This window comes from Methylobacterium brachythecii (assembly GCF_014196345.1).
GTDB classification, from domain to species: Bacteria; Pseudomonadota; Alphaproteobacteria; order Rhizobiales; family Beijerinckiaceae; genus Methylobacterium; species Methylobacterium brachythecii.
This window is the reverse complement of record NZ_JACIDN010000005.1, coordinates 145,838-159,963: the sequence shown is the minus strand read 5'-3', so window position 1 is coordinate 159,963 and position 14,126 is coordinate 145,838. Positions and strand designations below refer to the sequence as shown.

Genomic DNA, 14,126 nt, shown 5'->3' with positions numbered 1-14,126 from the left:
GAACGGCGAAGCGTCAGCTTCATGGAGGCGGCGGAGAGAGGATCTCCGCCGCCTTTCATTTTGTTTGGCGGTCAAAGTCCGATGCCTGAGGTCTCTCGAATTCAATCGAGGGCCATCGGTGATCCACGCGTGATGTCCGCGCGCAGCGCCGAGAACACGTCGACGAGATGATCTTGCAGCGGCCGCGTACCGTCGCTGGCGCTCCACGCATCCGAGGCCAAACGCAAGGCGCCGACACAAGCCAGCGAGACCAGCCGGAGCTTGAGGGCGAGATCCGGCTCGGGCCATTTCTGGCGTAGCGCCTCGAAGATCATCTGTTCCTGCGTCTGGTAGTTGGCCTGTTTGCGGGCGCGCAGGGTCTCGGTCGAGCGCAACAAGCGATCGATGGCGCGCGCTTCTTCCGTTCCGAAGCGGGAGATCATCCCGAGCATGGCCTCGCACACCACATCGAAGGGCGCGCTCTTCGGATCGGCCTCGACGATGACCGCGCGGAGGCTGCTCTCGGTCGTGTCCTGCAGCGTGTTGAGGATGGCTTCCTTCGTGTCGAAGTAGTGGAAGAAGGTCCGCCTTGCGATGTCCGCCTGTTCGGCGATCGCATCGAGCGTCGTCTCTTCGAAGCCCCGCTCCAGAAACAAGCGCATACCGGCCTCGGCGATCCGCGCGCGGGTCTGCCGGCGCTTGCGTTCGCGTAAGCCCTCACGCGGTTCAGCCGCCTCCTCTTTGGTCGCCGTCATAGGTCGGCCATAAGATATTTATGCCCTTATTGCAATTTTGCATTGAGTGCATAATATCTGTCTCGACGCTTTGATGAAGGGCCTTCCGTCGGGCCTCCGCGCCGAAAAAGGCACAGCAGCAGCCTGGCGAGGCTTCGACCGAGGATTCGGGCTTCCCCCGTCCTCGGAACGACGAGTCATGCCGAAACCAATAGGAACGAGATTCATGACCATCACCGGCAAGCCCGTCGCCCTGATCACCGGTGCCTCCTCCGGTATGGGGAAAGACTTCGCCCTCCGCCTGATCGGCGAGGGCTACGTCGTCTACGGCGCGGCTCGCCGCCTCGAACGGATGGGCGAGATCGAGGCAGCCGGCGGACACGTCCTGGCGATGGACGTGACCCAGGACTCGACGATGGTGTCGGCCATCGAGCGGATCATCGGCGAGCAGGGTCGCATCGACATTCTGATCAACAATGCAGGCTACGGGCAATACGGCGCGCTGGAGGACGTCACCCTCGACGACGCCCGCAGGCAGATGGAGATCAACCTGTTCGGGCTGGCGCGTCTGACCCAGCTTTGCCTGCCGCACATGCGGGCTCGCAAGTTTGGCCGGATCTTCAACGTGTCCTCGATCGGTGGGCGGCTCGCGACCCCGCTCGGCGGCTGGTACCACGCCTCCAAATTCGCTCTTGAGGGCTATTCGGACGCCCTGCGCATGGAAGTGCGCCCGTTCGGCATCGACGTCGTCGTGATCGAGCCCGGCGGCGTCGAGAGCGAGTGGAGCGGCATTGCCGCGACGGAAGCGGAGCGGATCTCCGGTCAAGGTGCCTATGCGGGCCTCGTCGCCAAGGCGAAGACGTTGATGACCAGTCAGAAGGGGGCGCCGCCCAAGGCCATCAGCGACCTCATCGTCAGGGGGCTTCAGGCCCGGACACCGCGGACCCGTTACCACGGCGGCATGCTGGCCGGAACGATGCTGTTCCTGCGCAACTGGCTATCCGACCGGATGTTCGACCGCCTGATCATGATGGCCCTCCGCTAACCGCGGTGCTGGTCTCGGCGAAGACAGCGGGCGTCATCAGGTGCAGAGCATCCCGCCTCAATCCGTCGGACCAGCTCTAACCCGCCGGGCGCGCCCGAAACCGCTCAGCGATCGCGATGCCGCCGAGAACCAGGATCAGGGCCAGTGCCTCGGTTGGGCCGAACGCCTCGCGCGCGACGAGCACCGCGAGCATTGCCCCGAACACCGGCACCAGGTTCACGAACAGTCCGGCCCGGTTCGCGCCGATCATCTCGACGCCGCGAATGAAGAGCAATTGGCCGATCAGCGTCGGGCCGAGCGCGACATAGGCGACGATCAGCCAGCCGCGTGGCGTCGGCCATTGCAGATGACCAGCCGCCCACTCGGCTCCCAGCGGGACGAAGGAGGTGAGCGCGGCGGCGGCCGAGAGGGCGGTGAAGAAGGTCAGGCCGGCGACCTTCGGGCGACGCGCGAGCGCCACCGCGTAGGCGGCATAGAGCACACAGGCGGCGACCATCAGCGCGTCGCCGAACTTGAACGAGAGCGTCGTCAGCACCGCCCAGTCGCCATGCGTGGTGGCGACCACGGCCCCGAAAAGGGTGACCACGAGCCCGACGGCCTGGCCGCCGGTGACGCCGATCCGGTGAACGACGAGGTTGATCAGCACGACCAGAGCCGGGATCAACCCCTGGATCAGTGCGAGATTGAGGGCGCTGGTCGTCTCACCCGCGATATAGAACAGGCTCGCGAAGGCGGTGAAGCCGGTGGCGCCCATCAGCAGCACGTAAAGCCAGTGCGGCCTCAGCCTCGGCAGGTCCGAGATCGATCGACGGCCGGTGAAGGCGATAAGCGCGCCGAAAGCGATCACCCAGCGCAGCGTCGTCAGCACCTGCGGCGAGACCTGGCCCACCGCCCATTTGCCGGCGACGGCATTGCCGCCCCAGAGCAGGGCCGTGAAGGTCAGGATGAGATAGGCCGTGACCGCCTCGTTCCGGCGCGGCACGATGGCGGAAGGGCTGTCCACGTTCGCCTCGAGGCGTGATCGATGGGACGGTGGCCGGCCGGTGTGCCGCCGGCGCCTCGATGGGCGGATGTCCCCTCCCCGCCTCAGCGGCGGGAAGGGAGTTTGGTCAGGCCTGACCGTGCCACTCGCGGATGTCGACGAAGCGCCCGGCCACCGCCGCGGCGGCTGCCATGGCCGGCGAGACGAGGTGGGTGCGCCCACGATGGCCCTGACGGCCCTCGAAGTTGCGGTTCGAGGTCGAGGCGCAGCGCTCCAGCGGGCTGAGGCGGTCGGCGTTCATGCCGAGGCACATCGAGCAGCCCGGCTCGCGCCAGTCGAAGCCGGCAGCCTTCAGGATGCGGTCGATCCCCTCGGCCTCGGCCTGGGCTTTCACGAGGCCCGAGCCTGGCACCACCATCGCCGAGACGCCCTCGTGCACCTTCTGGCCCTCGACCATCTTGGCGACGATGCGAAGGTCCTCGATGCGTCCGTTGGTGCAGGAGCCGATGAAGATGCGGTCGACCGTGATGTCGGTCATCCGGGTGCCGGGCGTCAGGCCCATATAGGCGAGCGCCTGCTCTTTCGACTGCCGCTTGTTCTCGTCGGCGATGGAGGCCGGATCCGGTACGACGCCCAGGATCGAGACCACGTCCTCGGGGCTAGTGCCCCAGGAGACAATCGGCGGGAGGTTCGCCGCATCGAGCCGCACCTCGCGGTCGAAATGCGCGCCCTCGTCGGTGACGAGGCTCTCCCAATAGGCGCGTGCGCGAGCGAAGGCCTCGCCCTTGGGCGCCTTCGGGCGGCCGTCGACATAGGCGAAGGTGGTGGCGTCCGGCGCGACGAGGCCGGCGCGGGCGCCGCCTTCGATCGACATGTTGCAGATCGTCATGCGCCCCTCCATCGAGAGGGCGCGGATGGCCTCGCCGGCATATTCGATGACGTGGCCGGTGCCGCCGGCCGTGCCGATCTCGCCGATGATCGCGAGCACGATGTCCTTGGCGCTGACGCCGGCCGGCAGGGTGCCGTCGACGGTGACGCGCATGTTCTTCGCTTTGCGCTGGATCAGCGTCTGCGTGGCGAGCACGTGCTCGACCTCCGACGTGCCGATGCCGTGGGCGAGCGAGCCGAAGGCGCCGTGCGTCGAGGTGTGGCTGTCGCCGCAGACGATGGTCTGGCCCGGCAGCGTGAAGCCCTGCTCCGGCCCGATGATGTGCACGATGCCCTGGCGCCGATCGAGCGCGTCGTAGAACTCGACGCCGAAGTCGCGCACGTTCTCGGCGAGCGCTTCGAGCTGGATCCGGCTCTCCGGGTCCTCGATGCCTTTGGAGCGGTCCGAGGTCTGCACGTTGTGATCGACCACCGCGAGCGTCTTCTCCGGCGCGCGCACCGGGCGGCCGGCCACGCGAAGACCCTCGAAGGCCTGCGGGCTCGTCACCTCGTGGACGAGGTGGCGGTCGATGTAGAGAAGCGTGTTTCCGTCCGGCAGAGTCTCGACGACGTGGTCGTCCCAGATCTTGTCGTACAGGGTGCGGGGAGCGGTCATGGCTCTGTCGGCGAGGTTACGATGGTCAGGGTCTCGACGAGCCCGGCTCGTGGTGGCCACGGGGCGGCGCGCGAGTTGGGATCATTCCAGATCCCTCTAGTAGTGCTCCGGGCAACATTTCGGAAGAGCCCAGCCGACGGGGGCGGTGCTGCCTTGCATTGCCGGAAGTGTGAAGCCTCCTCGCTGGACCGTCGCCCGACCCGGCGGTAAGCCGGCGGGGCAACCAGCAGAGGCCCCCGGCCAGTGACCGATACCGCGAAACCCGACGTCCTCGCCATTCGGCAGATGCAGTCCGAGGTCATGGAGGCGCTGAACGGCCACTTCCAGTTCCATCGTCTGCACGAGGCCGGCGACCGGGACGCGTTCCTCGCCGAATTCGGCCCGCGCATCCGCGGCCTCGCCGTGGGCGCGCAGACGCCGGTCGACAGCGCCCTGCTCGATCGGCTGCCGCGGCTCGAGATCATTTCGAATTTCGGCGTCGGCTACGACACGATCGATGCAGCCGAGGCAGGGCGTCGCGGGATCATCGTCACCAATACGCCGGACGTTCTCACGGACGAAGTCGCCGACCTCGCACTAGGCCTGCTGCTCTCGACCCTGCGCCAGATTCCCCAGGCCGACCGCTACCTTCGTGCCGGGAAGTGGCCCGAGAAGCCCTACCCGCTCTCTGCGACGCTTCGCGAGCGCAAGGTCGGCATCCTCGGCCTCGGCCGGATCGGACGGGCCATCGCCCGACGGCTCGAAGGGTTCGACGTGGCGATCCACTATCATGGGCGCTCGCGCCAATCCGACGTCTCCTACGCCTATCACCCGACACTGATGGAGATGGCCCAGGCCGTCGACGTGCTGATGGTCGTGGCACCGGGTGGCGCCGGGACCGAGGGCATGGTCGATGCCGCTGTGCTCGCCGCGCTCGGGTCGGACGGCATCGTGATCAACGTCGCCCGCGGCACGGTCATCGACGAGCCGGCGCTGATCGAGGCGCTGCGCTCCGGCACTATCCACGGCGCCGGGCTCGACGTCTTCGCCAAGGAGCCGCAGGTCCCGCAGGCGCTGATCGACGTCGAGCGCACCGTGCTGCTGCCGCATGTCGGCTCGGCCTCCGTCCATACGCGCCGGGCAATGGGCCGGCTCGTCGTCGACAACCTCGTCTCCTGGTTCGAGGGCCGTGGCCCGCTGACGCCCGTCGCCGAGACGCCCTGGAGCCCGCGGACATGATCCTGCGCGCGCTGGTGGGGTGTGCGCTGCTGATCGCAGCGGGCGCGCCCTTGCGCGCACAGGATACGGGACTGAGGATCGACGAGATGCCGGCGCCGGCGGCGGAGACGCCCTCGGCACCTCCCCCTGCGCCTCCCATGAAGACTCTCCCCGAGACCCTCGGGGATGCTGTCGGCACCTGGGACATGGCCCTCGACGGCAGCAACCGTCGCTGCGAGCTGTCCCTATCCGGCGATAGCGGGCCGAACGGCCGTCTTCTGCGCTTCCCCGCCGGTTGCCGACGGGCCCTCCCCGTCCTCGCCGAGGCCGCGGGCTGGCTGTTCGCGGAGAAGGGCATCCGGATCGTCGACCGCAATGTGCGCCCGCTGGTCTCGTTCGTGCCGCGCCCCGACCAGCAGAGCCTCATCGGCAAGGATGAGAAGGGCGGAAGCTACAGTCTCGTTCCCCTGCAGACCATGGCGACGTTGCCGCCCCCGCCGCCGCCGATTGCGGACGAGTCCCAACCCTCTGCCCCAGGCATCTCCGACGTTGCGCCGAGCCAGGGCATCCCTGGTTCGCAGCCGATGCTGCAATCGGGCGTCCTGACCAAGCCGCAGCCGATAGCGCGGGCCGATGTCCCCGCTCCCATCAGTGCGGCTCCCATGAACGGTTCGCCGGTCGGGACCTACGCCCTCGACCGCTTCAACGAAAAGGATGTCTGCCGGATCGCCCTGGAATCGAGGGCGATCGCGGCCAAGGCGGAGCGGGAGCCTCTCAAGGACCTGTCACCCGCCAGGCTTCTGCCCGGTTGTCGCGACAGCGGGATCGCCACCTTCGATCCGACCTCGTGGCGCTACGCCAGCGGCCACCTCACCCTGAAGGCGCGGCGCGGCCACGCGATCAACCTGGTCCGCACCGCCGATGGGGTCTGGCGGCGCGATCCCGACACCGGCACCACGCTGGTTCTGCGCAAGGTCGAGAACTGACTGGGACGGGGCCGGCGGCCCCGCGCTCTCGCTTCGTCCGGTGATGCGCGCTTGGGTTGAGTGAATCGCTCAGCGATCGCGCAGAAGAAGGTATAGGGCGTGGAACGAGCCCGGGAGATAGAACAGCAGACAGAGCAGCACGTTCAGCAGGAACTGCAGACCGAATCCATTCGTCATCAGGACGGAGATCGGCGGCAGAAAGAATGCAATCAGGATCTGTACGAAGGTTGACACGGGAGCTCCGTCGATTTGGACGTCCTCGGAACGCAAGCGTGAGCATTCGAGTTCCAGCGGCGATGTTTTGTAAAGGTCTGGCGATCAAAATCCGACGAGGTTCGCCGGTACCCCTAACGCGATGATGGTTTCCCTCGCCCAGGATGTCGAATACGCCGTGACCAACGGCGATCCGGCGGCGCGGCGGGTGATGCTCCTGCGGATGACCGATCTCTTCGTCGACACCGCGGAGCGGCTCGGCCAGAGCCAGCTCTCGGCCTTCGAGACCGTGATCCTCAAGCTGTCCCAGAGCGTCGAGACGGCGGCCAGGGCTGCTCTGTCCGAATCCGTCGCCGGCATCGCCAACGCGCCGCGCTCCGTGGTGCGCGATCTCGCCTACGACGCGGACGCGGCCGTAGCCGGTCCCGTGCTGTCGCGATCCGTACAGGTCGCGGAGGGCGATCTCATCCGGATCGCCGAGGAACGCGGCCAGGACCATCTCCAGGCGATCTCGCGGCGGCGCTCGCTGTCGGAGCGGGTCACGAACGTACTCGTCTCACGCGGCGACGGAGCGGTTCTCCGGACGGTCGCGGGCAATGACGGCGCGCGCTTCTCACCCCAGAGCTTCGACACGCTCGCGAGTCACGGCGCTGACGACCCCGACCTGAAGAACATCCTCCTCCTGCGCCGCGACATCCCGGCGATCCACATCGATCATCTCGTGGAGACCGCCAAGGCGCGCGTCTCGCGCAAGCTCGGCGACGAGTTCGGAGGCGAGGCCGCCGCGGTCGCGGTGTCGCGCGCCGCCCGCGCCGTCGCCGGCGAGTCGATCTCCCTCCAGGAGGCGGCCGTTGCGGTCGACGGTTGGCTCGCCGGTAAGGGCGCCCGGCACCCGGAGGAAGCGGATCTCGTCGCGTGGCTGGCAGAGGGCCGCGTGATGGAGGCGATCGTCGGTCTCTCCCGCGCGGCGGCGATGCCGGCGGAGATGGTGTTGAGCGCCTACCAGGGCGCGCATTCCGATCCGCTGCTCTTCCTGATCCGCTCGCTGCGCTTCGGCTGGGGGACCTTCAAGGCCTTCCTGATCTCGAAGACCGGCAAGGAGCCGCCGGCGGAGGAGATGCGCGGCGCGTTCGAAGCGTTCCAGGCGCTCTCCGTGGCGACCGCACAGCGCGTGGTACGCTTCACGGCCGCCCGGGATCAGCTGCAGAAGGCCGGCTGAGCCGGCGCGAGGCTCAGGCCGCCTTCTTCTTCAGCGCGTCGTAGAAGCGGCCGCCGTTCTCGGCCATCGCGACGAGGTTGTCCGGCGGCGCGAAGCGGGGGCCATGTTTGGCCTCCAGCCCACGCGCCAGCTCGACGAAGCGGCTGGCTCCCATGAAATCGATGTAGGAGAGCGCGCCGCCCGTGAAGGGCGCGAAGCCGAAGCCCAGGATCGAGCCGACATCGGCCTCACGTGGGTCGGTGATGACGCCCTCCTGGACCGTGCGCGCGGCCTCCAGCGCCTGCACGACGAGGAAGCGCTGCTTCAACTCGGCGACGTCGATCTCGTCTGCGACGAGCGGCTCGGCCTGCATCTCGCGAAGCGCCGGCCAGAGCCGCTTCTGGCCGCTCTCGGGGTAGTCGTAGAAGCCCTTGCGGTTCTTGCGGCCGAGACGGCCCTGGTTCTCGACGAGCTCGGTGAGCAGCGCCTTCTGGATCGGATCGACCGCGTCGGGGCCGAGCTGCGCTTCGGTCGCCTTCAGGATCTTGAGGCCGAGATCGATGCCGACCTCGTCGTTGAGTGAGAGGGGCCCGACCGGCATGCCGGCCATCTTGCCGGCATTCTCGATCATGGCCGGCGGCACGCCCTCGGCGAGCATGCGGTGACCCTCTTCGAGATAGGCGATCACGCAGCGATTGGCGAAGAAACCGCGGCTGTCGTTGACGATGATCGGCGTCTTCTTGATGGCGCGCACATAATCGAGCGCGGCGGCGATCGCCTTGTCGCCGGTCTGCTCACCCCGGATGATCTCGACGAGCAGCATCTTCTCGACCGGCGAGAAGAAGTGGATGCCGACGAAATCCGTCGGTCGCGACGAAGCCTTGGCGAGGCCGGAGATCGGCAGGGTCGAGGTGTTGGAGGCGAAGATCGCGCCCTCCCCGATCACCGCCTCGACCTTGGCGATCACCTCGGCCTTCACCTTCGGGTCTTCGAAGACCGCCTCGATGACGAGGTCGCAGCCGGCGAGATCGGCATAGTCGCCGCTGGCGGTGATGCGTCCGAGCAGCGCGTCGCGGTCGGCCGCCTTGGCCCGGCCCTTGTTGACCCGGTCGGTGATGAGTTTCTGAGCGTGGCCCTTGCCCTTCTCGGCGGCTTCCAGGCTCTGGTCGACGAGCACGACCTCCATGCCGGCCTCGGCCGTGACATAGGCGACGCCAGCACCCATGAAGCCGGCGCCGACGACACCGACCTTCTTGATCGAAGTCGGAGGCACGTCCTTCGGGCGGCGAGCGCCCTTGTTGATTTCACCCATGGAGATGAACAGGGTGCGGATCATCGCCTGCGCTTCCTTGGTGCGCAGGATGTTGGTGAAGTACCGGCTCTCGACCTTCAGGGCGAGATCCATCGGCAGCTGCAGCCCTTCGTAGACCGAGTGCAGGATCGCCTTGGCGGCGGGGTAGTTGTCGTGGGTCTCGCGGCGGTAGATCGCGTTGGCCGGCGGCCAGATCATCATGCCGGCCGGCGAATAGACCTTACCCGACGGGGCCTTGTATTTCGGCACGTCCCAGGGCGCGACGGCCGAGCCGCCTTCCTTGATCCAGGCCTTGGCCTTCTCGACGATCTCGGCACGGGGCGCGACGGCGTGGACGAGGCCCATGCCCTTGGCCATGGGAGCGCGGATCTGCTCGCCCTTGAACAGCATCTGCAGGGCGTCGCCCGTCTGCATCAGGCGGGGCACACGCTGGGTGCCGCCACCGCCGGGGAAAAGGCCAACCTTGATCTCGGGCAGGCCAACCCGCGTCTTGTCGTCGTCGGACAGGATCCTGTGATGACAGGACAGCGCCAGCTCGAAGGCGCCGCCGAGGCAGAGCCCATGGATCGCTGCGGCGAAGGGCTTGCCGCAGGTCTCCAGCCCCCGGAAGACTAGGTTCAGCCGCCGGGCGCCCTCGAAGAAGTGGCGCATCGCCTCCTCTTCGCCGGCCGTCGCCTTGAGCCGCTCGTATTCGGCGCCGAGGCCCTGCAGCATGGTCAGGTCGGCGCCGCCCGAGAACTGCTCCTTGCCGCTGGTGATGACGCAGCCCTTGATGGCCGCGTCACCCGCCACCGCCTGCACGATCCGCTCAAGCTCATCCATCACCTCCATGGTGATGACGTTCATCGAGCGGCCCGGCATGTCCCAGGTCGCCAGCGCGATCCCGTCGGCATCGGTCTCGAAGCGGAAATTCGTATAGGCGCTCATCGCGGATCCTCGGGGATGGGCGGCGGCTGGCGCCGGCGCGGTCTTGCGGCGGGCGCTGCTCCCTGCAGCGCCCGCGAGCGTCGTGTGCGGCCTGTCTACTTGGCCGGCATCTGCATCGGCTTGTCGTAGTTCGGCACGCCGGGCTTCTGGTCGCCGGCGGCAGCCAGGGTGAGCATGTTCAGGAGCTTCGTCACGGCGGCCTGCGAGATCACGTTGATCTCCGACTTCGGGTCGGCGTTCATCGCCTGATACTTCTGGTAGATCGGATCTTCGTAGATGCCCTGCAGGTGCTTGAGTTCGGTGAGGCTGAACTTCTCAGCGTACTGCTTAGAGATGCCGTCGAGCAGAGTCTGACGCTGCGTGTCGAACTCGGCGCGAGCGTCCTTGCGGACCTTCTCAGCCTTTTCCTCGGGCATCTGGGCGACGGTTTTCTCCAGGGCGCCGGCGAAACCCGTATCGAGGGTCTTCAGAATCGTCTTGTCGACGAGCGCCTTCGCCACGGCGACCTTATCGGCCATTTCGTCGGCGCGGGCGGCGAGCGGCATGCCGAGCGCGAGCGCGAGGCCGACGGTTGCGAGAAGTCTCATCATCTTGGCGTTTCTCCCATTCTGACGGCCGCTCCGCTGATGCGGGGCGCCGGGTGGCCGCCTTTACCAGCCTTTGCCGGCGGGCGGCCACTGTCTGGTGAAATGGGCCGTTCAGACCCGCTCGATGATGGTCGCGGTGCCCATGCCGGCACCGATGCAGAGCGTGACCAGCGCGCGTTCCTTGCCCGTCCGCTCCAACTCGTCGAGCACGGTGCCGAGGATCATCGCGCCGGTTGCGCCGAGCGGGTGGCCCATGGCTATGGCGCCGCCGTTGACGTTCACGCGGGAGGGGTCGAGGTCGAAGGCCTGCTGGAAGCGCAGCACCACCGAGGCGAAGGCCTCGTTAATCTCGAACAGATCGATGTCGTCGAGGCTCATCCCGGCCCGCGCCAACACCTTCTTGGTGACGTCCACTGGGCCGGTCAGCATCAGGGCCGGGTCGGAACCGATATTGGCGAAGGCCCGGATTCTCGCGCGCGGCCGCAGGCCGGCGGCGCTGCCCGCCTCTTTGGAGCCGATCAGCACGGCGGCGGCGCCATCGACGATGCCCGACGAGTTGCCGGCATGATGGACGTGATCGACGGCCTCTACCTCGGGATGGGCATCGATGGCCACGGCGTCGAAGCCACCCATCTGGCCCATCTGCACAAACGAGGCCTTGAGCTGGCCGAGCGACTGCATGTCGGTTGAGGGCCGCATGTGCTCGTCCTTGGCGAGCAGCGTGATGCCGTTGATGTCCTTCACCGGCACCACCGAGCCGTCGAACTTCCCGGCGGCCCAGGACTGGCCTGATCGCTGCTGCGACTGCACGGCGTAGGCGTCGCAATCATCGCGCGTGAAGCCGTATTTCGTGGCGATCAGATCGGCCGAAACGCCCTGCGGCATAAAGTAGGATTTTACCGCGATGGCCGGATCGACCGGCCATGCGCCGCCCGAGGCGCCGAGGCCGACGCGGCTCATCGATTCGACGCCGCCGCCCACCGTCATGTCGTGCTGGCCGGCCATAACCTGCGCGGCTGCGAAGTTGATCGCGTCGAGGCCCGAGGCGCAGAAGCGGTTGATCTGAACGCCGGGCACGTGCGTGCCGTAATCGGCCACCAGCGCCGCGGCGCGGGCGATGTCGCCGCCGGCCTCGCCGACCGGATCGACGCAGCCGAGCACCACGTCGTCGACCCGGCGCGTGTCGAGGTTGTTGCGGTCCTTGATCGCGCGCAGGGCCGTCTCGGCGAGGCGGAGCGCCGTGACCTCGTGCAGCGCGCCGTCGGGCTTGCCGCGTCCGCGCGGGGTGCGCACGTGATCGTAGATGTAGGCCTCGGGCATATCCGCTTCCTCGGTTCCTCGATCCTGGACGCCGATCCCCTCCCCCTTGCGGGGAGGGGTTAGGGGTGGGGGTGGTGCAGACGGCACCGTTACGATCGATTTTGCACGACCCCACTTCCAACTCCTCCCCGCAAGGGAGAGGAGAGCGCGTTGCGTTCGCTTAGAACGCCTCGGCCGCCAAGGCCATCGTCGTGTCCGATCCGGCCTTGATCCGGGCCAGCCTGAGCGCCGTCTCCGGCAGCATCCGCTCCGCGAAGAACCGGCCCGTGACGAGCTTGGCATCCATCCGCTCGGCGTCGCCGCCCTCAGCCTTCGCCGCGATCGCCGCCTTGGCGATCCGGCCCCACATGTAGCCCAGGGCGACGAGGCCGAGGAGGTGCATGTAGTCGGTGGCGCCGGCACCGGCATTGTCGGGCTTGGCCATGGCGTTCTGCATCAGCCACATCGTGGCGCCCTGGAGGTCGTCGAGCGCGGCCTGGAGCGGTCCGGTCAAGGCCTTGAGCTGCTCGTCCTCGCCGTGGTCCTTCACGAAGGTTTGGACCTCGCCGAGGAAGCCCATCATGGCGCGGCCGCCGTCCTTGGGCAGCTTGCGGCCGATCAGGTCCATGGCCTGAACGCCGTTGGCGCCCTCGTAGATCATGGCGATGCGGGCATCGCGCACGAACTGCGACATGCCCCATTCCTCGATGTAGCCGTGGCCGCCGAACATCTGCTGGGCCTCGACCGCATTGGCGAAGCCCTTGTCGGTGAGCACGCCCTTCACGACCGGAGTGAGCAGGCCGAGCAGGTCGTCTGCGGCCTGGCGCTCCTTCGCGTCCTGCGAGCGGTGGGCGATATCGGATTGCAGGGCCGTCCAGAGGGCGAGCGCGCGGGCCGCCTCGTTGAAGGCGCGGATGCCCATCAGCGTACGACGGACATCGGCATGCACGATGATCGGATCGGCCACCTTGCCGGGCTCCTTGGTGCCCGTCAGCGCGCGGCCCTGGAGCCGGTCCTTCGCGTAGGCGACGGCGTTCTGGTAGGCGACCTCGGACTGGCCGAGCCCCTGCACGCCGACGGCGAGGCGAGCCTCGTTCATCATCACGAACATCGCCGCGAGACCCTTGTTCTCGGCGCCGACGAGCCAGCCCTTGGCGCCGTCGTAGTACATCACGCAGGTGGAATTCCCGTGGATGCCCATCTTGTGCTCGATGGAGCCGCAGGAGACGCCGTTGCGCGCGCCCACCGAGCCGTCCTCGTTCACGAGGAACTTCGGCACCACGAAGAGCGAGATGCCCTTGGTGCCGGCCGGCGCGCCTTCGATGCGGGCGATGACGAGGTGAATGATGTTTTCCGAAAGATCGTGCTCGCCGGCCGAAATGAAGATCTTGGTCCCGGAAAGGCTGTAGGAGCCATCGCCGTTCGCCACGGCCTTGGTCTTCAGGAGCCCGAGATCCGTGCCGCAATGCGGCTCGGTGAGGTTCATGGTCCCGGTCCAGGAGCCCTCGACCATCTTCGGGATGTAGGCCTGCTTCTGCTCCTCGCTGCCATGGACGAGCAAAGCCGCGATCGCGCCCTGGGTCAGGCCGGGGTACATGGCGAGCGCGAGGTTGGCGCCGCTGGCGAATTCTGAGATCGCGGTGTTCAGGACGTGCGGCAGGCCCTGGCCACCGTATTCCTCCGGCACCGAGAGGCCGTTCCATCCGCCCTCGATATGCGCGGCATAGGCCTTCTTGAAGGCTGCCGGCGTCGTCACGCTGCCGTCGTCGTTGCGGGTGCAGCCTTCCTTGTCTCCGGCGAGGTTCGCCGGTGCGAACACGTTGCCGGCGAGCTTCCCGCCCTCGTTCAGGAGGGCCTCGATCACGTCGTCGGAGGCGTCCGAGAAACCCGGCAGGTTGTCGTAACGGCGGATGCCGAGGACGTCGTTCAAGAGGAACGTCACGTCCTCGACCGGTGCCCGGTAGCTCGGCATGTCCTGTTTCTCCCCGTGCGCGGATTGGCGACGCGCTTCGATAGTTCATATGTAAACTATCGCGCCCGGTTCGAAAAGACCCTTCCGGTCCCGGCGTGCCGAGAAACCCGAATTCGGTCGGCTGGCCAGTGGCAACGTGGCCGGAATTAACC

The 14,126-nt window shown here is 67.4% G+C and carries 12 protein-coding genes; 4 read left to right on the top strand and 8 right to left on the bottom strand.

Features of this window, described 5'->3' with window-relative positions; all coding sequences use genetic code 11:
* Positions 1–101 precede the first annotated feature (101 nt).
* Positions 102–734, bottom strand: coding sequence for a TetR family transcriptional regulator (locus tag GGR33_RS14325; protein WP_183506338.1), 633 nt, complete (start codon positions 732–734; stop codon positions 102–104).
* A 205-nt stretch (positions 735–939) separates the two neighbouring features.
* Between GGR33_RS14325 and GGR33_RS14320 the strand changes: the two genes are divergently transcribed.
* Positions 940–1,758, top strand: a complete 819-nt coding sequence (locus GGR33_RS14320; protein WP_183506336.1) for an oxidoreductase — start codon at positions 940–942, stop codon at positions 1,756–1,758.
* Between the two features lie 76 nt (positions 1,759–1,834).
* On the opposite strand, the gene GGR33_RS14315 is transcribed toward GGR33_RS14320, so the two are convergent.
* On the bottom strand, positions 1,835–2,761 hold the full coding sequence (locus GGR33_RS14315) for a DMT family transporter (RefSeq protein ID WP_284211792.1): 927 nt from the start codon (positions 2,759–2,761) through the stop codon (positions 1,835–1,837).
* A gap of 106 nt (positions 2,762–2,867) precedes the next feature.
* Positions 2,868–4,283 carry a 3-isopropylmalate dehydratase large subunit gene (gene leuC, locus GGR33_RS14310; protein WP_183506334.1) on the bottom strand — a complete coding sequence of 472 codons (1,416 nt, stop codon included), beginning with the start codon at positions 4,281–4,283 and terminating at the stop codon, positions 2,868–2,870.
* A gap of 285 nt (positions 4,284–4,568) precedes the next feature.
* On the opposite strand from leuC, the gene GGR33_RS14305 reads away from it, so the two are divergent.
* Both GGR33_RS14305 and GGR33_RS14300 read left to right on the top strand, forming a co-directional pair.
* Positions 4,569–5,501 carry a 2-hydroxyacid dehydrogenase gene (locus GGR33_RS14305; RefSeq protein WP_183506925.1) on the top strand — a complete coding sequence of 311 codons (933 nt, stop codon included), beginning with the start codon at positions 4,569–4,571 and terminating at the stop codon, positions 5,499–5,501.
* Positions 5,498–6,466, top strand: coding sequence for an AprI/Inh family metalloprotease inhibitor (locus GGR33_RS14300; RefSeq protein ID WP_183506332.1), 969 nt, complete (start codon positions 5,498–5,500; stop codon positions 6,464–6,466). Before GGR33_RS14305 ends, GGR33_RS14300 begins: the two co-directional genes overlap by 4 nt.
* 69 nt (positions 6,467–6,535) lie before the next feature.
* Here GGR33_RS14300 and GGR33_RS14295 read toward each other — a convergent pair whose 3' ends face one another.
* The gene (locus tag GGR33_RS14295) at positions 6,536–6,700 is read right to left on the bottom strand and encodes a YqaE/Pmp3 family membrane protein (protein ID WP_183506330.1); all 165 of its coding nucleotides are present in this window, start codon (positions 6,698–6,700) and stop codon (positions 6,536–6,538) included.
* Between the two features lie 121 nt (positions 6,701–6,821).
* Here GGR33_RS14295 and GGR33_RS14290 point away from each other — a divergent pair, with 121 nt between their 5' ends.
* Positions 6,822–7,898, top strand: a complete 1,077-nt coding sequence (locus GGR33_RS14290; protein WP_183506328.1) for a DUF2336 domain-containing protein — start codon at positions 6,822–6,824, stop codon at positions 7,896–7,898.
* 13 nt (positions 7,899–7,911) lie between these two features.
* Here GGR33_RS14290 and GGR33_RS14285 read toward each other — a convergent pair whose 3' ends face one another.
* The 4 genes from GGR33_RS14285 to GGR33_RS14270 all read right to left on the bottom strand — a co-directional run bounded on the left by GGR33_RS14285 (position 7,912) and on the right by GGR33_RS14270 (position 13,974).
* Positions 7,912–10,116: a 3-hydroxyacyl-CoA dehydrogenase NAD-binding domain-containing protein gene (locus tag GGR33_RS14285; RefSeq protein ID WP_183506326.1), complete on the bottom strand. Its 2,205-nt coding sequence runs from the start codon at positions 10,114–10,116 to the stop codon at positions 7,912–7,914.
* Positions 10,117–10,211: 95 nt separating this feature from the next.
* Positions 10,212–10,706 carry a DUF2059 domain-containing protein gene (locus tag GGR33_RS14280; protein ID WP_183506324.1) on the bottom strand — a complete coding sequence of 165 codons (495 nt, stop codon included), beginning with the start codon at positions 10,704–10,706 and terminating at the stop codon, positions 10,212–10,214.
* Positions 10,707–10,814: 108 nt separating this feature from the next.
* On the bottom strand, positions 10,815–12,023 hold the full coding sequence (locus GGR33_RS14275; RefSeq protein ID WP_183506322.1) for an acetyl-CoA C-acetyltransferase: 1,209 nt from the start codon (positions 12,021–12,023) through the stop codon (positions 10,815–10,817).
* Between the two features lie 160 nt (positions 12,024–12,183).
* Positions 12,184–13,974, bottom strand: coding sequence for an acyl-CoA dehydrogenase C-terminal domain-containing protein (locus tag GGR33_RS14270; RefSeq protein WP_183506320.1), 1,791 nt, complete (start codon positions 13,972–13,974; stop codon positions 12,184–12,186).
* Positions 13,975–14,126 lie beyond the last annotated feature (152 nt).